Origin of the sequence: Streptomyces sp. NPDC059895 (genome assembly GCF_042731035.1) — a bacterium.
Taxonomy (GTDB): domain Bacteria; phylum Actinomycetota; class Actinomycetes; order Streptomycetales; family Streptomycetaceae; genus Streptomyces.
The window spans coordinates 66,425-90,382 of record NZ_JBHWKO010000010.1 but is presented as its reverse complement, the minus strand read 5'-3'; the positions used below and the strand labels follow the sequence as shown (position 1 = coordinate 90,382).

The following is a 23,958-nucleotide window of genomic DNA, read 5'->3' as shown; positions in this document are numbered from 1 at the left end:
GATGGCTCAGCGGCGGACGCAGGGGAAGACGCCACGCACGGACCCCGCGAAGCTTCGGCGATCGCGCAGGGGCGAGTACACCGGCGGCGACGGGCTCGGCTCGCGGAGAGGCCGGGCCCGTCAACGGGTCGGGACGCGCACCGTCTCGACCCCGGACGCGTCGATCTGCGCCCGCGAGCGGAGCACGTCGATCAGCGACTGCTGGGGCGGGCGGCCCGCGGCGACCAGGGCGAAGTAGGCCTTGATGTCCTCGAAGTACGGCGACGGCGAACCGAGCGTCGTGCCCTCTCCGCCGGCGGTCAGTGTCACCGGACCGATCGGCTTGTCGGTGATCTCCTTGCCCCACATCGCACGGTTGGCGTTGCGCTGGAGCGCGGACGCCAGGTTGTGGTCGGCCTCGGTGAAGCCCGCTACGCCCTGCTCGATGGCCAGGGCGTCGCCGTGGTTGGGGTTGCCCGTGCGTGAGATCTCCCCGGCCTTGGAGTTGGCGGCCGACTGGTGGATGTGGTGGCCGCCGATCTGCTTGTACGGGGCGACCTTCGGGCCCGCCGTCGAGCCGCCGGACGTGGCCCCGTTCGTGCCGTTGCCGCCGGTGGCGGCCCCCGCGGCTTCGGAGGCCGCGGCGGCACTCGGGTCGGTCGTCGACGAGCTGTTCGGTTCCGGCGGGGGCTTGACGGACTGGTTCGGCTCGGTGGACTGCCCGCCGGACTCGCCGGACGACCCACCGCCGCCCCCGCCCGCGATCGCGGTGGCCACGGGAGCAGCGGTGGCCATGAGCGCGGGGGCGATGGCCTCGGCGTCGGCGACGAGCCGCGGCAGGCTGAACCCGACGTCGAGGGGCGGCCGGGCCAGCGCCGCGGTCCCGTTGGCGCCGACCGACACATCGGCCGCGATGCTCGACGCCGGGCCTCCGCCACCGCCTCCCAAGGAGATGCCCCGCATGCCCAGGACGGTCGCCACCGCCTCCACCGGCAGCGCGCCCAGCTTGCGGGAGCGCTCCTGGTCGCTGAGCACCCTCCCGGTCACCGTCCTGCCCGTGGCCACCTCGTTGGCCGTGTTCACGGTCCCGGCGACACCGAAGAGGGTGCCGGTCACCGCCGCCCCGGTGAGAAGCGCGGACTCGCTCACGCCGAACGTCGAGGCGGCGGCCGCGATCACCGGAGCCGCCGCCGTGCCGGCGCTCGCCACGACGACCGCCACCACGGCGACCGTCCCGACGGCGACCGCCGCACCGATGGCGACGTCCTTCCAGCTGATGTCCCAGGCGCCGTTGTCGTCCAGCCGGTTCACCGGGTCGCAGGCGGCGTAGGCGTACCGGCTGGTCGGGCCGCGCTGGCCGGCCGGGTCGCACGACAGCCAGCGACCCAGCCAGGGGGCGTAGTAGCGGGCACCGACGTGGTAGAAGCCCGTCTCGTCGTCGCGCTGCTTGCCGAGGAAGCCCCGGCGGGGCGGAGCGTCCGTCCGGCCGCGTACGGCCCGCCACACGGTGTTGCCGTACGGCGAGTAGCCCTCCGCCGACAGCAGTCTGCCCTCGTCGTCGAACTCCAGCACCACCGAGCGGAGATGGTCGGTGAGCTGGTGGCGCACCAGGCGCCGCGGCGAGCCGTCGTCCACGTCGTTGCGGGTCTCGACCCGGGCGAACACCGCGACCCCGTCCCCCACGGCGAGGCCGGTGCGGACCAGGCCCGCATGGCGGCCGGCGTGCTCGCGGACGAACTCGGCACCGGAGACGAACAGCTCGTCGTGCACCGGCACGCCGCTCGAACGCCGCGTCGCCTTGCGGCTGCGGGCACCGGTGGCGTCATGGACGTAGTACGTGCGGTCCACAGCGAGCGAACGCGGCTCGCCGTCCTCGGCGCCGGGCCCGTCGGCCACCTGCCGCCATGTGCACCTGAGCAGGTCCCGGTGGTCCCACTCCATCCCGGCCAGGTGCGGCATGGTCAGCGTGTTCCCGTGCGCGTCGTAGGTCAAGGACTCCCGTGGGGCGTCGCCGTCGTCGGACGGACTCGTGGCCGAGAGCCGGTTCCCGGAGCCCGGCGCGTAGTGGAACTCCCGGGTCCACCCCGGGTGCTGCGGGTCGTTGCCGCGGTGGGTGACGCGCAGCAGGTTGCCCGCGAGGTCGTAGGCGTACCGTTCCACGTACCGGGCGAGCGCGATCCCGTCCTCGGGATGGGCGGCCGGCCGCCCGGGCCGCCGGTGGCCGAGCCGCGGCGCGCCCGCGTCGACGAGCCCGAGCTGCTCGCGGCCCGTCGCCTCGACCAGCCGGTACAGCGCGTCGTAGCGGTAGGCGGACTCGCCCGTGACGCGCTGGTTGCGGAAGCAGACCGGGGGCACGGCGTCGTCCACCACCAGGACCAGATTGCCCGCGGCGTCGTAGGTGTAGTGCTGGTCCTGCACGGTCCTGGACCCGAGGCCGGAGCGGGCGCGGACCAGCCGGAAGGTCAGCGGGTCGTACGTGAAGTCGGTGACCAGGCCGTTCCCGCGCTCGATCCGGGTGCGCTGACCGCGGGCGTTGTGGTGGACGGCGGTGACGACGTCCGTCCACACCGGCTGCCCGTCCGGGCCGGTCTCGCCCTCGATCCGCACCTGCACGGCGGTCAGCCGGGCGGAGCGGCCGTAGCGGTAGCGGGTGACGCTCCCCGGTGATCCGAGAGCGGGCGAAGCCAGCACGACCGGGCGGTTCAGAGCGTCCAGGCGGGTGGAGGCGTCGAGGTGCGCGGGCTCCAGGACGTCGTCCCCCGGCGGCCGCGCCGGCTCCTCGGCCCAGTCCAGGACGCGGTCGTAGGCCACGGCCACCCGCCGCGTGGACGCACTCGGACGTCCCTTGAAGTCGTAGCCGTGGCACACCGACAGCCCCGCCTGGTCGTAGCGCGTGTGGATACGCCCGCGCAGGTTGCGCTCCTCGGCGTCCGCCAGGCTCTCCCCGTGCACGACACGCTCCACGGTCACCTCGGTCCCGGGCCGGTCGGCGTCGGCGCCCGTGACGAGAAGGGCGACGGGGCGGCGGCCGGCGTCATAGCGGGTCCGGGTGAGGTGACCGCGGGAGTCCCAGGTGCGCAACTGCTGGTCGAGGACGTCGGCGAGCTGCCAGCGGGTGCCCGAGTCGAGCGCCCAGTGCCGTACGACCCGGCCGAGCAGGTCGTGGTCGGCGCGGCTGACGGCACGCCGGCGCGGATCGTCGTCGGGCATCGCGTCGTGCACGGCGAGCACCTCGCCGGTGACCGCCCGCACCACCCGGCTCTCCACCGCCTGGCGCCCGTCCGTCCGCCGGACGAGCACGGTGCGGCCCAACGCGTCGGACCACTCCACGTCGGGGGTGTCCGCGTGGGCCGCGCTGGCCAGGGCGGCCTGCCGCTCCGCCGGGCCGAGCCCGCCGTCGACGCGCCGCGCGTACCACGGCCGCCACCGCGGGGGGAGGAGTGCGGGCAGGCCCCGGGTGGCCACGGCGATGTCGGGATCCTGGCGCGGGTCGGCCAGCACGGTGTCCGCCCGGTCCCAGGTGCTCGACCACCAGGCGCCGAACACCCGCTTGGTGTAGGTCCCGTCGGGGAACACGGTCGCGACCAGCCGCTGCACGGCGTCGTAGCAGCGGACCGTCGACACCCCGTCGCGCCGGCCGGGTTCATAGCGATGGGTGCCGGTGAAGAACGGCTCGTGGAACAGGACGACGTTCGCCTTGTTGTTGTAGACCTTCCAGCCGCTGCAGACCCAGCCGCCCGGCTCGTCGCTCTGGCTCTTGGCCTGGATCTCACGCCCGGACCCGTCGACGTAGACGAACGTCTGCTGAAGGGGTGGGAGCTCGCCCGGCGCGAGGTCGCTCAGATGACGCTCGCGCACGATGGTCCGCACCGACAGCGGCCGGACCACCGGCTCGGACGCCGTACGGCGCACGGCCTCAAGGTCGTAGCAGAGCCGCCGGGTCGCGCCGCGCAGCAGCCGCCCGGCGTCGTCGGCGTCCTCCCCGGCCGGTGCGTCGACGAACGTGTCGTCGAACCCCTCCAGCGAGTCCCCGAGCCGCTCGCCCCGCTTGCCCATGGCCGCGGTCGCCACGACGAGCCCGAGGGTGTCGAGCGCCACGGCGGAGCGGTTCCCGTTCGCGTCCGTCACCAGGACCGGCTTCATCAGCCGGTAGTCCACGCCCCCGCCGGCCGACTCCTCGCGCTTCCCGTCCGGCCCGCGCTCACCGACCGTGCTGCGGTTGCCGAGGCTGTCCACCGTGTCGACCGGCAGCAGGTCGTACCGGTCGTGGCGCACCTCGCGGTCGGGACAGGTGACGCCGTCCTGGAAGGGATCGCGGTAGCGGCGCGGCCGGAAGAAGTGCGCCCGGGCGTGGGCGAACTCCTCCTCCGCCTCCTCGCCGGGGAAGGCGCCGGCCGGGCCGAGGAAGGTCCGCCCCGACGGCACCCACCACTCGCCGGGGACGTCGCCGGGCACATAGCCGCCCTCGCGCAGGACCGCGTCGAGTTCCCCGGGCGCGAGCAGCGGCCGCCCGTCCCGGGTCAGGGCGCCCTCCAGGACACCGGACGTGAACGCCAGGGTCAGACCGAGCCCGGGAAGGGCCCGCCGCCCCGCCCGGCCGAACGGCAGCAGGGCCAGAGGGTCGGCGCCGCCGAGGTCGTCGGGCCGGTACAGGGTGCGGGTGCGCCGCACCAGCCGGTGCGGCCGCGCGGCCGGCGCACCGGGCCCGGTCCAGTCCTCGATACGGAACCGGCCGCCGCCCTGCGCCACGACGTCCGTCACCTCGATCGTGCTCTGCTGCGCGGGCAGCGGCAGCCGGTAGTGGCCGGGATCGTCCAGCAGCGGCTCGGTGTGCTCGTACACCGTGGCGGTCACCAGGGTCCGGGCCTGCGCCTCCCGGTCGACCGGTGCCGTCAGCCGCGGGTCCGCCGGCAGCCGCCCGTAGGCGATGGCCACGTCCTCCAGCGCCTGGCCGAAGTCGTTGACCCGCAGGGTGATCCCGTGCGTGACCCGGGGATCGTCCCGGTCGCGTTCGTAACAGACCGCCAGCTGTTCGCGGGGGTGGGTGAGGAACACCGCGTGCCGGTTGCGGCCCGCCGGCTGGAGCAGCCGCACGGTGAAGTTGTGCTCCAGCACGCTGTACGGCACGGACTGCCGTTCCGACCCGTCGAGCCCGTACACCTCCTGCCGCAGCAGCCTGCCCTTCAGGGCGCGGCAGGCCTCGCGCTCCTCCTGCGGGGTGAGTCCCTCGGGGAGCCGGCTGTCCGGCAGGCCGTCGCGGCCGCACCCCTCGTCGTACTCGTGCGCCAGCAGACGGCTCACCCGGCCGCCGCCCGGCCGGACGCCGGTGTGGAACCAGCTGCGGGTGTGGACGGGCGCGACCGGCATGGCCGGGTGGGAGTCCTCCCGACCGCCCCCCTCGGGAGCGTCGACGTCCTCCGTGGCCCCCGGAGCGTCGACGTCCTCCGTGTCCCACTGATCGACGAGCGCGAACCCGCGCAGCTCCCGCTCCACGGGATCGAAGTACTGGTCGTGGTAGGCGTAGCGCGTCGTCAGCCGGTGCCGGGCCACCAGGTCGACCGACTCGACCCGCTCCACCACCTGCACCGGGAACGGCGCCCGCATGCGCCACGGGCGGCCCGCGGCCTCGTCCTGGAGGTAGAAGGAGGTCGAGGAGCGGTAGTGCACGCGGGTCTCGGCACCGAGGTTGTTGGTCGTCCGGGTCAGCAGATGCGGCTTGGCGCCCATCAGGTCGACGTAGCGCACCGCCCGGCCCGCGTCTCCCGGCAGGGGAGAGGTCCACACGAGGCAGGCCGTGCCGTTCCCGAACAGGTCCACGACGTCGCAGTCGTCCACGTCGGTGGTCCTCGGCAGCCCGTGCAGCCGGACCTCGCGGCTCAGGCCGTTGCCGGACTGGTTGAAGTACAGGCGCGGCCCGTCGGGGTGGAGGTACACGATGTCGCTGGTGCCGGTCCCGTCGATGTCGGCCAGGCGCACGCGGCCGGGGGAGAAGCGGTCGTCGGTGTCGAAACGGGGGCAGTTCTCCAGCAGGTGCCGCGGGCCGAACCGGCCGTATCCGAGGTTCGGCCAGTAGCAGACCTGGGCGCAGCCGATCCAGACGAGGTCCCGCAGCCCGTCCCCGGTCATGTCCGCCAGCAGCAGCGCGCCGTCCCCGTCGCCGGTGAAGCGCACGCGCGTACCCCGCCACTGCGCCGGATCGACCGGCACCCGGTGCTCACGGCCGAAGCCCGAAGCACCGGCCCCCTCGTGCCAGCCCAGCTCGTCGGGGGCCAGCCGCAGGGCGTCGAGGAGACCGTCACCGGTGACGTCGAGCAGCCGCAGATCCACCTGGGGATCGCCGACGAGCGGGCCGTCGAAGGGGCGGAAGGGCCGCCAACCCCCCTGCTCGTCCTGCTCGTACAGCCCCGCCCGCGGTCCCGTCAGGTCCACGACGTCCAGGCGGCCGTCCCCGCTGAGGTCGAGCAGCCGCGCCCCCGAGGCCAGGGTCCGGTTCGGCAGCCGCGGCACCGGCGCCGGCTCGCCGAAGTGCACGCGCGGCCGCCCGGCCGTACGCCCGCTGAGGTTGCGCAGGTAGTACCAGGCGCCCGGGTACTCGCTCAGGACACCGGGGATGCCCTCGCCGTGCAGGTCCAGCCAGCGCAGCCGGCCCGGTCCGTGCGGCAGCCGGGCCAGCTCCCGCGGCTCCACGACCTCCACCTCGTGCCGGACGGCCACCTGGCTGTAGGCCATCTCCACCGGCGGGAACGCCTTGCGCCGGTACCCGCCCCCCGGCCTGCGCCGGAACCGGGCGTGGGTGACGGCGGTCAGCTGCGCGTAGACCGGGCCGACGGCGTCGTCGGGCGCCGGAGCCGGCGCGTACGTCAGCTCGGTCGCGGCGACGAGGCAGTCGTCGCCGACACCGGGTTCGAGGGGGAAGGAGTGGAACATCAGCAGCCGGCGGCACAGCCGCTCGGTGCGCAGTTCGAACCCGCCGCGCCGCGAGGAGAACGGATCGGGGCGCGGCGACCAGCGCCGGTCCGGTTCCGGGCCCGGCCGCTCCCGGTCGTGGCCGCCGTAGTCGAGGACGAGCGAGAAATGCCACCGCATCTCCCGCAGCCCGTCCGTGGTCAGCGAGGAGGGGCGCTCCCCGGCGTCGTCCAGGAGCGGGACGGCGTTGCCGTAGCACACGCACCGCAGATAGCGCTGTGCCCGGTCCCGTACGCCGTCACCGCGGTCGTACTCGTAGGCGATCACGTTCCCGCGGTCGTCCCGGGTCCGGCTGATCAGCCAGGAGAAGATGTGCTCCGGCGCCTCCGGGTCGCTGATCCGGGAGTCGGCGTCGACGCCGTAGACCGTCAGGACGTTGTCCGCGGACCAGGAACGCCAGTGCACATCGCCGGCGTCGTGGACGCTCGTCCAGCGCTCGATCCGTGCGAAGTCCGCCTCCACGCGCGGACGGTAGCCGCGCACCAGGTGGCCGCCCTCCCGCCGGTCCTGACCGGTGGGGACGAGATCCTCGGCGCTGGACAGGACGAAGACGTCGGACTCGTGGGCGTCGTCGTAGCGGGGCAGGCCCCTGTCGGTGCGCCGCGTGATGGACGGCAGCCGCAACGACCAGCCGAACCCGAACGGCCCGTTGCCCTGCCCGCTGTCGTAGCCGAGCGACAGCCGGGGGCCGAAGCCGTCGCGGCCGGCCGTGAGCTGGACCGGGACGGCGAACGAGGCCGTGCCCGTCACCGCGTCCGTGCCGAACGTCTCGCCGATCCCGCGGACCGCCCCGCCGGCGGAGGGCAGTTCCGCCCCGGGCAGCGGATCCGGGCGGGGCCCGGCGGGGCCCTGTCCGGTGTCGTCCCGCGCGGCGCCGTCGAAGGCCCCGACCGCCTCCTGGCCCAGGCCGGTCATCGCCGCTCCCGGCCGCGGTCGTCGGCCTCGTAGCCGCACAGCAGCCACAGCCGTGAGACCTCACCGAACCGCGGCGGCACCGCCACCGTGCCCAGGTCGACCTCCCGTGCGCCGTGCACCAGTGTCGGGCCGCCTTCCGCGCCGAGGTCGGGCAGCACACCGTGGAACAGGTCGGGCCAGTCGCGCGACGCCACGCACTCGACGTCCTCGAACTCCTCGGCCCGGGGGCGCCCGGGCGGCCTGAACCGCACCGGGCGGTGCAGCGACGGGCGGGCGCGCCCGGCCTCGAAGAAGAACTCGAGCCGGCGGATGCGCAGCGCACGGTCGCCCGGCAGGAACGGGAACATCGCGCGCGACAGCCGCAGCGGCAGCCGCCGCTCCTCGTCCTCGCCGCCGAGACGGAACGCGGACCACGCCTGCGGCAGGTCCTGCTCCACGTCGAACACGCGCAGCCCGTCGCCGGGCAGCCGCTCGCGAGCCTCCCGTCGCGCCGCCCTTGCCAGCGCCGTGCCACCCTCCCGCGCGGTGTAGTTCAGGTGCAGCACGACGTCGGTCACGCTCGACAGGTCGAACTGGTTGTCCTCCTGCGGCAGCTCCAGCAGCCACCGGCTCACCGCGCCCTGGTACTCGAAGTGCAGGTAGCGCTCGTCCCGGAAGCGGACCTCGAACATGCCGCTGTCGCTCTGGCCGGTGGAGGTGGCCACCGCCTCCCGGGCGGCATACCTGCGGACGGCGCGCGGATCCTCGGGCAGCAGGGCGTAACCCCCCTGCCCGCAGCCGCAGCCGCAGTCGCCCCCCTCGCCCGGCGCACCTCCGTGACGTCCACCGCACGCACGGTCGTCGACGCACGCCGCCTGCTCACCGGGCCGCGTCGGGCAGCACGGCGCCGGCTCCTTCGTCAGCAGCGGGCTGACCCGTGTGGTACTCGCCAGCAGGGCCAGCCGCGCGTGGACGCCCGTGTACGGACCGGCCACACACGGCACCGTCAGCGCGACGCTTCTGATCCGGCGCAGGTAGTGGCCCGGGTGGTCCCGGTCGAACAGCCACTCCGGAAGCTCGATCTCGCAGCGGCCGGTGGCCTGCAACCGCAGGAACTCCACCGGCGCGTGCAGCCGCAGCGAGATGTGCTTGGTCAGCTCGTACTCGCGGACGTCGAGGTCGAGGTAGGCCTGCTCCATCCGGCGCAGGGCGAGGCCGAGCCGCTCACCGGCGAGCAGCCCCTCGTGCAGCCGGTCCCAGCGGGCGTCGGCGAGGAAGTCCGGTGCGGGCAGGGCACGTTCGAGCGCGAAGGCGCGCCGCGCCTGCACCGCCGCGCGGGCGGCCAGCTCGTAGGTTTGCCGGTAGAGGGCGGCCGTCTCCTGCTGGAGCCACAGGAACAGGGCGTGGCCCGTGAGCTTGTCCCGGACGATCTCCTCGGTGATCCGGGCCTGCTCCGAGCGCAGTTGCTGCTCGTCCAGCTCGTGCAGGGCGGCGTCCCGGCGGCGCTCGGCCGCCAGGATCTGCCGCTCGATCTGCTCGATCTCGATGTCGTGGATCTCGACCTGGTGACGCCACTCGGCCGCGCGCCGGTCCCAGCCGGCCTCGGTCAGCCGCTCCGAGGCGGTGATCCCCGCGATCGTGCCGAAGATCCCGGCGATGCGCGAGGCCGCGGAGAACACCCCGGCCAGCTTCGTGCCCAGCGGCAGCTGGTTGGCGTTGAGCGGGCCCATGCCCGCCACGCCGAGCCAGATGTCGGGGATGAAGCCGAGCGCCTGTGCCGTCGCCTCCAGCGGGATCGCCGTGCCGTGACTGCCCACGGACTGCTCGGTCAGCGACAGGTAGTCGTTCTCTCCCTGGACCAGCCCCCGCTCCACGAGGTCGGCGTAGTAGCGGCGGTGGGTCAGGGCGATCTGCTTCGTCTTCCGCAACGCCTGCACCTGCCAGTCCGCGTCACGCCACTGCACCCGACGGGTCCGCACCGACAGGGCCTGCACCTGGCGCTCCTGGTCCGCGCGCACGGCCGCGAGGAACTCGGCGTCCCCGCGCTCGAACGCGCCCTGCAACGCCACGCCGAGGGCGTGCACCTCCGCGGCGAGCTCACGGGCGCGGCCCACCAGGAAGGCGAAGCGGTACGGGCTGTCCGGCGCGCAGACGTCGTCGCAGCCGATCCGCTCGACCGGCTCGGCCCTCCCGGAGAACGGGCCGTCCGGCGGCCGCAGGGCCGGCAGGCGCCGCGCGTCCAGGCACGCGCGGATCAGGCACAGCCGGTCCTCGACGCTGTCGTACAGCCCGATCAGCCGCGGGTTGGGCGGCGCCGGATGCGGTACCAGCGAGGCGACCGTGGGCGCCTCGTCGGGCGGCGTGGCATCGGAGTCGAGGACCAGCCGCGGCCGCGGGCCCAGGATCGCCTTGAGCCCGTCGAGGACCACCCGCGCCTGATCGAGCTCCTCGGCACCCCCTCCGGAGCGCAGCAGGGCGTCCCCCCACTCCAGCAGCGTCTCGGCGTGGTGGAGGACGATGCTGCGCCGCCGCACGTCCTCCTCCGAGGCGCGGGTGCTGTCCGTGCAGCATCCGCCGTGCGGCGACCGCTCGTCGCCTCCGGCGCAGCGCAGCCAGGAGGCGTCGCCGCGGGCGACGTCCGCGGCGAGCCGGTACCAGCCGAGCGCGGCACCGGGCCGGCAGTGCGCGCGCAGCGCCGCCGCCACGGCCGTCGCCGGGGCGTGCGGCGAGGCCGGCACCAGCGGTGCCCCGGGACTGTGGAAGACGAAGTAGGGATAGGCGGGCAACCGGCCGGGATGCACCGGTCCGGCCGGCGGCTGCGGCGCGGGCGGGACGGCCACGGCCTGCGGCAGTACGACGACGTCGTCCACGGCGATGTCGTAGCGGAACCCGGGCGGCTGCGCCGCGTGCCCCGGCGGCGCGATGCCGCCGGTGACGACGAGGTGGACGGAGTCGTCGGTCCGCCCGGCGAGGCCGAGCGACGCCCCCTCCGTGCAGCGCAGGGCCTCGCCGCTGTGGCGGACGGGACCGAACTCCCCGTGGCGCACGCGGCACCAGGCGAGCCGCACGGCACGCTGCCGCGGCCATGCCAGCAGGCCGGGCAACTGGTCGGGCTCGTGCCAGCGCCAGCCCGGGTCCTGGTCGACGGGGTCGTGGAGCCGGGCGTCGACCAGCCAGAAGTAGTACTCGTCGACGAGCGGGCCGTGCTCGCAGCCGCAGGTGGCACAGCACGACGACGCGGCGAGCGCAGGCAGCGGGCCGGTCGTCGCGGGCCCGGCCGTGACGGTGGGATCCCCGGCGGCGGCGACCCGCAGGAAGCGGGTGCCGAGCCGCACCGCTGCCTCGATCCACCAGGGCAGCTCCACCGCTGCGGGGGAGCGCGGCCCGGCGTCCTCGCCGCCGCCCTCGTCGCGGTCCTCGCCGCCGCCCTCGTCGCGCCCGACCGTCCCGAGGACGACCGTCCCGAGGACGACCGGACCGTCGTCCGGTGGCTCGTGGTCGTCTCCGTCGTTCGCGGGACCGACGGGTGGCTCGTGGCCGGGTGGCTCGTGGTCGTCTCCGTCGTTTCCGCTGCCGACGGGTGGCTCGTGGTCGTCTCCGTCGTTTCCGCTGCCGACGGGCGGCTCACGGTCGTCTCCGTCGTTTCCGCTGCCGCCCGGTGGCTCCCGGTCGTCGCCCCCGCCGCCGTCGGGCGGTACGTGGGTCCTGTCGCCGGACGGCGGCGCCACCGCGGCCAGCCACGACGGACGCGCGTGCCGCCGGTCCGTCCCGAGCAGGTCGAACCCGTGCCCGGCGGGGTCGATCTCGTGGAGCGTGGCCGGGTCGCGCACCTGGAGCAGCGCCACCCCCGGGTGCTCCGGCGCCGGGGGCTGCGCCCACACGTCGAGTCCGCCCGGCTCGGGCCGGGTCAGCGTGGCCCGGCGCAATTGTGTCTCGAAGAAGGCGAACGCCTCACTGCGCCGGGCGAGCGCGAGTTCGTCGAGGTCGACCCAGTTCTCGCGGTAGGACCGCCGCCGGGCGCAGGCCTCCCACAGCCGGTAGCGGGCGAACCGCGCGTCCCACAGCGCGAGGAACCCGGACGTGGGCTCCCAACCGGGCTCCTGACCCAGCCGGGCCCGGCTGACCAGGGTCTGTACGGCGCTGATGGCGTCGTCGACGCGACTGACCCGTTCGCACATGCCGGCCTCGACGTCCTGAAGGAGCAGGTCGCTGAGGTGCCGCGCCGTGCGGACCGGGACGCCGCCGACGCCGGTGACCCGGTCGAAGCGGGTGAGGTAGGCCAGCAGCGCGGCACGGCCGCGTTCGCGCAGCCCGTCGTCCAGGGCGCGCAGATCGGCAGGCCGGCGCGGCGGCCCGGCGGACAGGAGGCCGTCGGCGACGAAGGCGGTGAGGTTGGCGTTCCCGCCGGCCGCCGGATCGTCGGAGGCCCACAGATCCGGCCGTGCGGCCCGGATGTCCGCCACCACGAAGCGCCGCGACACCCGGCGCAGCAGCAGGTCCGCGTGCCGGACGCGGATCGCCCAGCGCTCGTCCACGAGATCGTCGCCGACCAGGGCGGGTCCGTCGGCGAAGAGCGTGACGAGCGAGGTCCGCAGCAGGTCCACGCCGGCATACCGCAGCAGATCCGCGGGCAGGTCGGGGTGGCCCTCCGCGGACTCGTGGAACAGCAGCCACAAGGGCCGCTCCGGTGAGCCCGCAGTCTCGGCGCGCGTGACCGTGTAGTCGAACAGGCGCTCCCAGATGTCGGTCAGTGCCTGCTGCCGGGCGGTCGACGGCGCGACCCGCTGGTCCACGGCCGGATCCGGCGCCAGATAGGGGTCGGCGACCGGCAGCAGGTCGGGGTCGAAACCGGCCAGGTGGACCGTGTAGGCGCCGCCCTCCCCGCGGTAGGCCGCTCCGGAGAACCGGTCCGGGTGCGTGAGCAGGTAGCCGGTCTCCCCCTGCCCGTCGTCCGCCACCGGGGCGGCGGAGAGGCCGAGCCGGTGGGCCAGCAGCAGCGCCTTGAACGCCCGCTGGTAGGTGCGCCGCACATCGCGCAGCGAGCCGGTGTACCGCTCCCGCAGGGCGCGCCGCTCCGTGTCGGTGAGGTCCTTCAGATTCCGGTCCAGGGGGCCCGGGTCCTGGGTGCGCCGGTAGAGCCGGTGCCGCGGCAGGGCGATCGGGCGGCCGCCGGAGTCCGGGCCGCTGTAGGCGAGCTCGAATCCGGTCGTGGCCGGGCGCACGTCGTCGGCCTCGGCGAACTCCGGGGCCGGCTGTACGAACTCGATCTCCACGTCGTAGGCGCCCCGGCGCAGTTCCAGCTCGGCCGCGCACTCGGGTGCGCCCGTCTCACCCGGCCAGTGCCGGGCCAGGACCACCCACACCCGCTGCCCCCGGCGCAGGAGCACCCGCCAGCGCCGGGCCCGCGCGGCCCCGGCGTCCGGGACCTCGCCGTCCTGCCCGGGGGCGCCGGCGAAGAAGGTGTACGCGCCGCCCGTCTCGACGAGCAGGCTGCCGGTCCAGCGGACGGCGAAGCCCTCCGCCGCGCCGAGCGGTTCGCCGGTGGGGTCGCTCAGCGCGAACCCGTTGCGGACCCCGGCGAACCGGGCCTGCCGCACCGTCAGCGTGGCGTCGAGGCCGGGCACCAGGGCGGGCACGGCCACGGCGACCTCGTCGCGGCCCGGACCGAACAGGCGCAGGGCGGAGGTGGTCTGCCGCCAGACGAGCGGGCCCTGGCCGGCGGTGGTGACCCGGCGGTACTCACCCAGCAGCCCCGTGCCGGTGACCGAGAGCAGGGCCGCCAGCGCGGCACCGTGCACACCGTCCCAGGTCACGGCGGGCGCCGTCCCCGCGTCGTTCTCCCAGGGGGCGAGGCCCGCGTTCTCGTCGCCGCGCAGCGCCGGCAGCAGGGTCCTGGCGAGCGCTGCCGTGCCGTCGCGGCGCTGCCCGGTGGCCGCCTCGACGTGCCCCGCGAGGTGGTCCGCGACGACGCCCGCCCGCGCCACCGCCCGGCGCACCGAGCGGGCGAAGAAGGCGAACCGCTTCCGTTCGTCCTCCTCGCGCACCAGGCGGCACAGGGCCGCTTCGGCGTCGTCGAAGAGGAACGCGAACGGTGCCAGGTCGGACCGCGGTCCCGCGAGCAGCTCCCGCACCGCGTGCTGCTCGTCGGGGCGCAGCTGACGGATGCGGGCCAGCTTCGCGGTGACGTCCTCGTCCCGCATCGGCAGCGTCGCGGTGAGCCGGTCGACGGCGTGGCGGAAGGGGCCGTCGGGCGGGGTGTTCCACATCGCGGGCGGCGAACCGGCCAGCGGCGCGCTCCACCGCCGGTCCTCGACCGGTACGACGATGCCGTCGTCCTCCAGCAGCGCGGGGAACAAGCGCGCCCCCAGCCGGTACAGCGGGCCGGAGCCGGGCGCGCCGGTGTAGCCGAACTCGGTGCGCAGGGCGGCGTCGACCCGCGACCACGACCAGGCGGCGGCCTCGTCGCCCTCGTCGGACGGGTCCACGGCGAGCAGTCGCTCCCGCAGCCGCCACAGCGAGTGGGCCGTGTCGTCGTCCGGCAGGGAGAGCGGGTCGTCGCGGGTCTCGTTGGGCGAGGGCAGGCTGAACGGGTCGTCGCCCTGCGCGTGCTCCTGGACGGTGAACAGGAACAGCAGCTCGCCCACGCCGAGGTCGCCGGCGTACAGCTTGGCCAGCACCTCGGCGAAGCGCAGCGTGTGGGTCGGCCGGGCGTGCCAGCGCGCCGGGGGATGGGCGGGGTCGAACCCGGCGAGGGCCGACAGCCGGTCGAGGTTCCCGGCGAGGATCTCGAGGAACCGCGCCGGACGCGGCCGGCAGCCGAATCGGCGCACGGCGTGCCCGCCCGTGTGCTCCAGCAGCGCGCCGACGGCCCAGTCCCAGTGCGGGTCGTCCGGCCCGGCCCACAGCGCGAGGAGCGGGCTGCGCGCCGTTCCCGGCGGTGTCCGGCCCGGGGGTTCGTCCTGCCGTGCCGTCGGGGGCTTCAGGGGCAGACCGAAACGGCGGCGCAGGAGGTGCAGTGCCGCCAACTGCCGGACGAAGTCCGGGTCCGGGGAGCCGTCCGGGCGGAAGAGCGGCAACACGGCCGCCACGTCCGCCAGTTGGGCGAACGTGAAGGCGGGCGTGCCGGCGCGGCGCAGGATCCGCCACAGCCGGATGACGACCGCGAGACGGCGCAGGTCGTCGACGGGGTGGGCCAGGTCGAGCACGTGGTCGTCGAGCCGGCACGGCTCGCAGTCGGGGAACGCGGGCCGCTCCGCCTCCGGGCGGCCGTGGTCCTCCAGGGTCTCGGGGCCTCGGCGTCCGAACGGGACGATCCCGCTGCGCCACAGGTCGAGGAAGGCGCACCAGTCCAGGCCGGTCGCGTCGAGGAAGCGCGGCAGCCGGACGACGAGGTCGGTCCAGGAGCGGTCGTTCTCGACCTGGTGGGCGAACCCGTAGTACTCCCATACGGGAGTCCCCGTCCGCGGGCTGGTGGTCGGACCCGGGGAGAAGAGCAGGGCGTACTCCTGCGGGCTCATCCCGAGGAACTCCAGGGCGATGGGCAGGCGCAGCGGGTAGCGCCGGAGGGTGCGGCGGAACGCGGGGGGTTCGGCGCCCGGGTCGATGACGAACTCGGTGATGTCGCGGCGGAAGGCCCGCATGACCTCGTACCGGGAGGTGCCCAGCGCCTCGAGGTGGCTGCGCGTGACATCCAGCGGCTGGTGGTAGGGCAGGAGCGGGTGGCTCACGTCGGTGGCGAGGGGGGCGTAGGAGGCACCGGCCGGCAGGGGCACCGCGGGGGTGGAGTGCTCGGGCCGGGCCGCGAGGTCCTCGTCGCTCACGTCGGCGGAGGTGTCGTGGACGGTGCCCCTGCCTGCCGCCGGGTCGTCGGCGAGGGCTTCCAGGGACTCGTCGACCAGGTCGATGACGGGGATCGCGGTGCCGAGGTTCGCGGCGGTGGCGCGCAACTGGTCGACGGGACCTCGGCGGGCCACGACGAGGTCGCCGAGGGTGGCCGGGGCCTCGTCGCCGTGCCGTGTTCCGTCCGGGTGGTGGCAGTCGGCGGTGAGGGGGAGGGCGAGCAGGGCCTTGAGGTAGGCGACGGGTCCCAGGGCGGACAGGTGGTCGGGTGGCCGGCAGTCGACCAGGCAGCCGTCGGGGTTGACCGGCAGTGGTGTCCGGCCGTCGCCGTCCGCGTCCGGATCGGGGGCCGGGCCTCCGGCCGCGGTGCCGAGGGCGTCGGCGAAGTCGACGGCGACGGTGCCGATCAGGGCGTCCCGCAGGGCCTGCCGGGTGCGGGCGGCCACCTGTGCGGCGCTGGTGAAGCCGCGGGCGTAGAGGGCCTCGGCGATGGAGAAGCGCAGCGGCGCCGGGACGGCGGCGGCCAGCCGCATGAGGTCGTCGACCGTCGTGACCGCGGCCGCGAGCCACTGCCGCCCGCGCGGGTCCGCCGTGAACAGGGCGTTCCCGACGTCGGTCAGCGCTCCTTGGACGTGTTGTGGATCGTTGCCGCCGCCGAACACGAAGTCGGCCTGGGCGCGGGTGTGGTAGGCGGCGGTGAAGAGGTTGACCGGATCGCCGTCGGGCACGCGCAGCAGCGCGGGCGCGTCGGGGGCGTTCCCGGGGACGGGCCGCACCGTCGAGGCGAGGACGAAGAACTTGCGCACTTCCTGGATGAACGCCTGGAGCCGCTCGTCCGGGGAGCCGGGGCGGGTGAAGTCGGGCAGGTCGGCCGGCCAGGTCGGGGCGTCACGGAAGAACGCCTCCCACCGCGCGGCCTCGATGCGGGAGAGGGCGGGCGCGTCCGCGGGCCGCAGCCCGGTGCGGATCTTCGCACGGAGCGGGGTGTCGCCGGGCCGCACGACGTAGCCGCGTGTCAGCGCGGTCAGCACGAGATCGAGGTGACCGCTCGGGTGCGTCGTGACGACGGTGTCCCAGAACGCGGTGTCGATGTCGGCCTGGGGGACCGCGAGCCAGCCGGTGACCAGTGCCAGGACGTCGCCGGCCGCGGCGAGACGGGCCGGCTTGCCGGAGGTGTCCCCGAGGGCCCGCAGCCGGCGCACGGCCTGGGCGATGCCGACGGCGGGGGAGTCCGTGATCGGCGGCTGTCCGGCGGGGACCGGCGGCGGGGTGGCCGGCGGCTGCTCGGTGATCACTCCCGTGTCCTTGGCGGCCTTGAGCATGACGCGCAGCCGCTCCGCGTCCGCCAGGACGGCGGACCGGTAGCGCTGGTCGGCGTCGTAGGTGACGGGCAGGCCTGCCCCGAGCGCGTAGAAGTAGCGCGCGGGAACGGTGAACCGGGCGGCCGCGGGAAGGTCCGTCACCAGAGTGCGCGCCGTCGTGTACCGCTCGCCGGTGCCGGTCTGCCCCGGCAGCACGGGGAAGGTGAGGGCCGCTTCGGTGGCCGCCGTCGTCCGGGCCTCCGCGTCGACCGCCGTGGTGAGCGCCCAGACGTACGTGGTCAGGCGCTCGGCGTCCGCGTCGCCCTGGGCGTAGTACGCCGTGAGCCTGGCCTCGAACCGGCCGCGTTCGGCGTCGTCGGCCGTGCCGACGGGGGTGGTGTACAGCTTGCCCAGGTCGGTCGTGTCGGGCACGGGCAACGGCCGGAACTTCTGGTTCCAGATGATCTCGCGGGCCACGTGCCGGGCCTGCGGCACGCTGAGCCCCGTCAGGGACGGCGGCGCCCCGGGGTCGTGCCCCAGCACCCGGGCGACGGCGTTCAGCAGTCCGTCGTAGGCCGGCGGGCTGCCGTCGGCGGGGAGTTCGACGTACGCGTCGGCCGGGTCGATCTGGGCGTCTGCCGGGGGCAGGGCGAGGTAGAGCGAGGTCGGGCCGATGCCGGGGAACACACCGCGGTCGGCCGGGATCGCGCCGGTGGCCTCCGGGACGTTCATGAAGATGCGGCGGACGAGGATGACACCGCCGTCGCGTGACACCTCGATCCGCAGGTCCCGGGTGCCATGCTCGGGCCGGCCCGTGGGCGGATGCGGTGCGGCGACCTCGAAGAGCGCGGTGGCCGCGGCCAGCGGCTTGAACGCACCCGTCGGTGGCGGGCCGGTGAGGCGGAAGTGCTGGACGATGCCCGTGTCCGGGTCCGGCAGCTCCGGATGAGCCGGGTGCGGCGGAGCCACGTAACGGGCGGGACTGCCGATCTGGGTCTCGCCCGCCGCCGTGGACAGATCGACCACGCGGATCGTCAGCCCCTTCAGCGTCGAGGAGAAGACCGAACCCGAGACCGGGTCTCCGAGCGGGTGCAACCGAACCACGACCAGCGCCATCTGGACCTCCAGCGTCCCGGGTGGTACCGGGGAGATGTCGGCTCTCCACGCACGTCGGACTCTATCGGTGCAAGGGGGATGTCAGGCTATTTGTCTGAAAACTTGTCATTTCTAGCGATGATGAGCATGAATAGCCGGATTTAGTGTGCGTGATGAAATGGTTTGCCTATATCGGCACAGCGCTCCGGTCGTGCGGGGTCGCGCCATTGCAGCGCCATTAAATGGGACTGACAGATCATCATCATGGTGCTTATGATGCGGGGAATGAAGAACCTCTCCTCGTACGGAATGGGGGAATCGTTCGCGCAAGGTGAGTGCTGATGGCACATCACTTCGCGAACGACGTTCCCGCCCGCCTGTTGATGTGGCAGCGCGTGCGCGAGTACGCCGTGCCACTGTCCATGATCGAGTCCGCGACCGCACGGCGTGCGGTCGGTGACTGGGCGGGGGCCTGCGCCGCCGCCCGGATCGACGTCGACTTCGATCTGCGCGCCGTGCGCGACCGCCACGGCACCGATCTCGTCACCCGTCTCCGCGCGGACCTGCGCCGGCTGGCGCCGGATCTGCTGCGCTGGCACATGCCCCGGATCGCCCCCGACGGGCGGCTCCGGCCCGGCCTCACCCTCGCCCTGGCCCGTTACGCGCTCTCCGGCGCCCCGCCGTTGCACCTGGTGGTGCGAACACCGCCGGCCTGGGCGGACGCCGGACAGCGCATGTCGCTGGACCTGTGGGAGGAGTCCGGGAACGCCCCCGGACATCACCCGCACCCGCATCCCGACCGGCGTTTCCGGCTCGACCTGCACCGGCATCTCTGGGACTCCGGGCGGAGCGGTGAACTGGCGCGGCGGTGCCGCGCGGGCGGAGCACCGCCCTCGGCGCCGCCCGACCGGCCCCGCGCACCGGGCGGGCCGGTCCTGCCGGATCAGCTCGACCGGCCCACCGCCCACGCTCACTCCTGGGCATGGACGAACTGGGCCGCCGAGGCGGAGCTGCTGCTGCGGGCCGAGGGGCGCCCACGCGGTGCCTTCACCGTGCGGCTCGGCGCGCGGAGCCGCGCCGTGCTCGAACTCGTCGCCCCCGACGACAGCCATGCCCCGACATTCCGGCCGCTCCGCGAGGAACTGCCACCGCAGGAGGCCGCCGCGCTTCCGGTCCTGCCCGAGGCGGCGGCCAGGGTCCTTCCGGATCTGGTCCTGCTGCGGGCCGGTCTGCTCACGACCGACCGGCTGCATCCGCTCGTCGCCGCGGCGTGGGCGGCGTCCGGCCCGGTCACGGCGTCCGCCTGGGCGCCGGCGGCCGGCTCCGTTCCCGGACCCGGCGACCCGCACCGGGTGGAGTGCCGGGGCGAAGTCCACCGGATCGCGCTGCGCGACGGTGTGCTGACGGCGATCGATCACGACCCGGCCCAACTGCGCCGCGAGGAACTGCTGGTGGCGCTCGGCGGGCCGGCGCTGCCCTGCCTGCGGGCGATCGACCGGGTGCACCGCACCCCGGAGGCACTGCCCGCGGTCCGGGAGCGGCTCGGTCACGGTGACGTCGCCGGTGCCCTGGCCGTGGTCGAGGGCCTGCTCGGTCCGGGAGCGGTCCTGCGCGACGGGCCGCTCCGACGGGAACTGGAGTCGGCCGCGGCCCGCCGCGTCGACCACGGACTCTTCCGCTCGGGACTGGTCTCGGTGCACCCCGGTGCCGGTGCGGCAGGGGGCGGGAACACCACGGGCGGGGGGCACGCGGAGGCGGGCCACCGTCCCCGCCTCGACCGCCGTACGCCTCCCGCCGTGCGCCGCAAGCGGAGCAGCCGGGCCCGGCCCCGCACCGGCCTGGCCCGCTGACCGGGCCACCGGCCGCCTCCCACCCCGACCCCCGGGACACAGCGCGCGTTCCGCTCCCCACGCTTCCCACTCTCCCCACGACATCCGGACGGGCCGACCCGTTCCCTCATCCCACCCAAGGTGATGCCATGACTCCCAGCACGCTCCCGCCCGCCCCGCTCCCGGCCGCCGGCCCGCCCGCACCCCTGCCCGCCGACGGGTCCGGGACCGGCGCCCGACTTGCCGACGCGTCCGGGACCGGCGCCCGACTCGCTGACGGGTCCGGGACCGGTGCCCGACTCGCCGTCGCGGAGGACCTCCTGACCCTCCTGCGGACGACCACCACCGAGCCGCGCCCCGATGAGCAGCTCGAGGCGCTCGCCCTGGCCGTCGCGGCCGATCTGCCCGTGCTGCTGTGGGGCGAGCCGGGCATCGGCAAGACCGCGGCCCTGACACAGCTCGCCACCTCCCTCGATCTGCCGCTGACCACCGTGATCGCCAGCGTCCACGAGCCGACCGACTTCTCCGGGCTGCCCGTCGTGGGCGACGACCCGGCGGTGCGGGGGGTGCCGATGGCACCGCCGCAGTGGGCCGTGGACCTGGTGCGGGCCGGGCGGGGGCTGCTCTTCCTGGACGAACTCTCCACCGCCACCCCGGCCGTGCAGGCCGCGCTGCTCCGGGTCGTCCTGGAGCGGAGGGTCGGTGCGCTGCGACTGCCGCCGGGGGTGCGGATCGTGGCCGCCGCGAACCCGCGCGCGTCGGCGGCGGACGGGTGGGAGCTGAGCCCGCCGCTGGCCAACCGGTTCGTGCACCTGAACTGGGTGCACGACCGGGAGGTGGTGGTGCGCGGGCTGGGCGGGGTCTGGCCCCGTGCGGAGCTGCCCCGGCTGGTGCCGCAGCGGCTGCCGGAGGCGGTGACCTTCGCCCGGCGCGCGGTCTGCGGCTTCCTGGAGGCCCGGCCGACGCTGATCCACCGGCTGCCGAGCACCGAGACGCGACGCGGCGGCGCCTGGCCCTCGCCCCGGAGCTGGGAGGCCGCGCTGGCCCTGCTGGCCTTCGGCACGGCGGCCTCCGTCTCCCGGGAGGTGCTGGCACTGCTGGTGCGGGGCGTGGTGGGGGACGGGCCGGGACTGGAGTTCCTCGCACATCTGGACCGGATGGAACTGCCGGACCCGGAGACGCTGCTGGCCGATCCGGCCTCCGCCGAACTGCCGGTGCGGGGCGACCTGCGTCAGGCCGCGCTGGAGGCGGTGGTGGCCGCCGTCGGGGCGCGGCCGGAACGGCGGCGATGGGACGCGGGCTGGGCGGTGCTGGTCCGGGCGCTGGAGACCGGTGCCCCGGACCTGCTGGTCGCCCCCGCTACGGCGCTGGCCTCGCTGCGGCGCGACGACTGGGAGGTGCCGGAGGCGGTGGAGCGGCTGGCCGGGGTCGTCGGTCTCGCCCGGCGGGCCGACCAATCGGTGGGACGGGCCGTGGCGGGGGCCGGCGCCGGGCGTGCGGCGGGGGCGCGCCGATGACGGGGGCCGCGAAGCGCCCGGGCCCCCGCCCGCTGCCGCGCCCGATGTCCCGGCCCGCGCCCCCGCGCCCGGCGCGGGCCGCCCTGCCGAGGCCGCCGGCCGGCCCCGGCGGGCCGTACGACCGGCCCGTACTCCCGTTGGACACGGAGAAGTTGCTGGCCGCCCGGCTGCACGCGGTGAAGGTCCGCCCCTACCTCGCCGACGCGCTCTTCGCGCTGCACGTGGTGGAGGACCGGACGGTGCCGACGATGGCGGTGGACGCGCACTGGCGCTGCTACGTCTCCCCGGGCTTCGTGGCGCGCACCCCGGTGGAGGAGCTGGCCGGCGTCTGGGTGCACGAGGTCACCCACCTGCTCCGCGACCACCACGGCAGGGGCGAACGGTACGCGCGCCAGCACGGGGAGCACGGGCCGGGCGAGCGGCTGCGGCGCAACATCGCCGCCGACTTCGAGATCAACGACGACATCTACGGTGACGGTCTGCCCCTGCCCGCCGGGGCCGTGCTGCCGTCGCTGCTGCGGCTGCCCGACGGGCTACTGATGGAGGAGTACCTGCGGAGGGCGTCGATGTCCGGGCTCGCCACGGACCTGGCCTGGCTGGACTGCGGCAGTGGCGCCGACGGGCAGGACCGGCCGTGGGAGCTGGGGCCCTACGGGGCGCACGGGCTGAGCAGACAGCAGCGGGACGCCGTCCGCTTCCGGGTCGCCGAGGGGATCAAGGGCCGGCCGGGCGACGCTCCGCAGGGGTGGCGCCGGTGGGCGGACGAGGCGTTCCATCCGCCGCAGCCGTGGCGGCAGTTGCTGGGGGCGGCGGTCCGCTCGGCGGCGGGTGCGCCGGGAGTGGGCGAGAACCACAGCTTCCGGCGTCCGTCCCGGCGTTCGGCAGGTGTCCCCGGGGTACTGCTGCCGAGCCTGCGCCGTACGCCGCCCCGGGTCCGCGTCGTGATCGACACCTCCGGGTCGGTGAGCGACGCCGAGCTGGGCGGCGCGCTGCTGGAGGTGGCGGCGATCTCGCGGGCGGTGGGCGGGCGGCGCGACCTGGTGTCGGTGATCTCGTGCGACGCGGCGGCCGGGGTCGCCGTCCCGCTCTGCCGCGCCGAGAACATCGAACTGGTCGGGGGCGGGGGAACGGACCTGCGCTCCGGTTTCGCCCGGGCGCTCCGCTCCCGGCCCCGCCCGGACGTGATCGTCGCCCTGTCGGACGGGCAGACCCCGTGGCCCGCCGAGCAGCCGCCCTGCCGTACCGTCGTCGGTCTCTTCCCCCGTCCCGCCCGTTTCGTGGACGAGGAGAACGCCGACTACGTCCCGGACGTCCCGCCGCCCTGGGCGCGTGTCGTGACCATCGGCTGAGGCAGCGCGGTGGCGTGTCGTCGCCACCCGGTCACCTAGGGTCGGCGGCCTCCTCGGGGGTGCGGTCGACCGCTCAGGGACGCCAGCCGTACTGCGCGGGGATGCGCACGTCCCCGCCGAGTTCGCGAGCCGCGCGCCGGGCCCAGGTGGGCTCGCGCAGCAGCTGACGGCCGATCAGCACCGCGTCGGCGTCGCCGGCGGCGAGGATCTTCTCCGCTTGTTCGGGCTCGGTGATCTCGCCGACGGCCGCCACCGGCATGTCCGTCTCGCGCCGGACCCGGCCGGCGAAGGGCACCTGGTAGTTCGGGCCGACCGGGATGGTGACCCGGGCCGCGTTGCCGCCGGTGGAGACGTCCATGAGATCCACACCGTGCTCGGTGAGGACACGGGCGAGGGCGACGGTCTCGTCGGGGGTCCAGCCGTCCTCCTCCAGCCAGTCGGTGGCCGAGACACGGAAGAACAGCGGGAGGTCGTCCGGCCAGACCTCACGGACGGCGTCGACGACCTCGACGGCGAACCGGATGCGGTTGTCGAAACTGCCGCCGTAGGCGTCGGTGCGGCGGTTGCTGTGCGGGGAGAGGAAGTTGCCGATCAGGTAGCCGTGGGCGCCGTGGACCTCGATGACCTGGAAACCGGCGGCGAGGGCGAGGCGGGCCGAGGTGCGCCACCGGTCGACGATCTCGTGTATCTCCTCGACGGTCAGTTCGTGCGGGACCTTCAGGCCCGGGTACGGTTCGGCGCTGGGACCGACCGGCTGCCAGCCGTGCTCGTCAGGGCCGACCGGACGGTCGCCTTCCCAGGGCCGGCTGGTGGAGGCCTTACGGCCCGCGTGGGCGAGCTGGATGCCGGGGACCGTGCCCTGGCTCTTGAGGAACTCGGTGATCCGGCGCAGCCCACCGGCCTGCGTCTCGTTCCACAGCCCGAGGTCGTACGGGGAGATCCGGCCCTCGGGCGAGATGCCGGTGGCCTCCAGGACGATCAGCCCGGTGCCGCCCGCCGCGCGTGCTCCGTAGTGCTGGAAGTGCCAGTCCGTGGCCACCCCCTCCGCAAGGCCCGTGGGCGCGGCGGAGTACATGCACATCGGGGGCATCCACACCCGGTTGGGGATCGTCACGGAACGCAGCGCGTAGGGCTCGAACAGGGAACTCAAGTACATCTCCGGACAGTTGGGGGGATCGAGCGGTGCCGG

6 protein-coding genes are annotated in these 23,958 nt (G+C 75.0%); 3 read left to right on the top strand and 3 right to left on the bottom strand.

What is annotated here, in order from left to right; translation table 11 throughout:
- Window positions 1-120 precede the first annotated feature (120 nt).
- Together ACFV9M_RS14615 and ACFV9M_RS14610 are read right to left on the bottom strand one after the other, a co-directional pair.
- Window positions 121-7,860 carry a SpvB/TcaC N-terminal domain-containing protein gene (locus ACFV9M_RS14615; protein ID WP_385065694.1) on the bottom strand — a complete coding sequence of 2,580 codons (7,740 nt, stop codon included), beginning with the start codon at window positions 7,858-7,860 and terminating at the stop codon, window positions 121-123.
- Entirely contained in the window at window positions 7,857-18,095 is a 10,239-nt protein-coding gene (locus ACFV9M_RS14610) for a neuraminidase-like domain-containing protein (protein ID WP_385065696.1), read from the bottom strand. Before ACFV9M_RS14610 ends, ACFV9M_RS14615 begins: the two co-directional genes overlap by 4 nt.
- A 320-nt stretch (window positions 18,096-18,415) precedes the next feature.
- Between ACFV9M_RS14610 and ACFV9M_RS14605 the strand changes: the two genes are divergently transcribed.
- The 3 genes from ACFV9M_RS14605 to ACFV9M_RS14595 all read left to right on the top strand — a co-directional run bounded on the left by ACFV9M_RS14605 (window position 18,416) and on the right by ACFV9M_RS14595 (window position 22,769).
- On the top strand, window positions 18,416-19,924 hold the full coding sequence (locus ACFV9M_RS14605; RefSeq protein ID WP_385065699.1) for a hypothetical protein: 1,509 nt from the start codon (window positions 18,416-18,418) through the stop codon (window positions 19,922-19,924).
- Between the two features lie 128 nt (window positions 19,925-20,052).
- Window positions 20,053-21,420: an AAA family ATPase gene (locus ACFV9M_RS14600; RefSeq protein ID WP_385065701.1), complete on the top strand. Its 1,368-nt coding sequence runs from the start codon at window positions 20,053-20,055 to the stop codon at window positions 21,418-21,420.
- A 44-nt stretch (window positions 21,421-21,464) separates the two neighbouring features.
- Entirely contained in the window at window positions 21,465-22,769 is a 1,305-nt protein-coding gene (locus tag ACFV9M_RS14595; protein ID WP_385065846.1) for a VWA-like domain-containing protein, read from the top strand.
- 73 nt (window positions 22,770-22,842) lie between these two features.
- Here ACFV9M_RS14595 and ACFV9M_RS14590 read toward each other — a convergent pair whose 3' ends face one another.
- Entirely contained in the window at window positions 22,843-23,919 is a 1,077-nt protein-coding gene (locus ACFV9M_RS14590; protein ID WP_385065848.1) for an NADH:flavin oxidoreductase/NADH oxidase, read from the bottom strand.
- Window positions 23,920-23,958 lie beyond the last annotated feature (39 nt).

Bases quoted from the DNA above. Each gene is read 5' to 3' on its own strand.
- ACFV9M_RS14595 (WP_385065846.1), top strand. From the start codon at position 21,465: ATGTCCCGGCCCGCGCCCCCGCGCCCGGCGCGGGCCGCCCTGCCGAGG.
- ACFV9M_RS14600 (WP_385065701.1), top strand. From the start codon at position 20,053: ATGACTCCCAGCACGCTCCCGCCCGCCCCGCTCCCGGCCGCCGGCCCG.
- ACFV9M_RS14605 (WP_385065699.1), top strand. From the start codon at position 18,416: ATGGCACATCACTTCGCGAACGACGTTCCCGCCCGCCTGTTGATGTGG.
- ACFV9M_RS14615 (WP_385065694.1), bottom strand. From the start codon at position 7,860: ATGACCGGCCTGGGCCAGGAGGCGGTCGGGGCCTTCGACGGCGCCGCG.
- ACFV9M_RS14610 (WP_385065696.1), bottom strand. From the start codon at position 18,095: ATGGCGCTGGTCGTGGTTCGGTTGCACCCGCTCGGAGACCCGGTCTCG.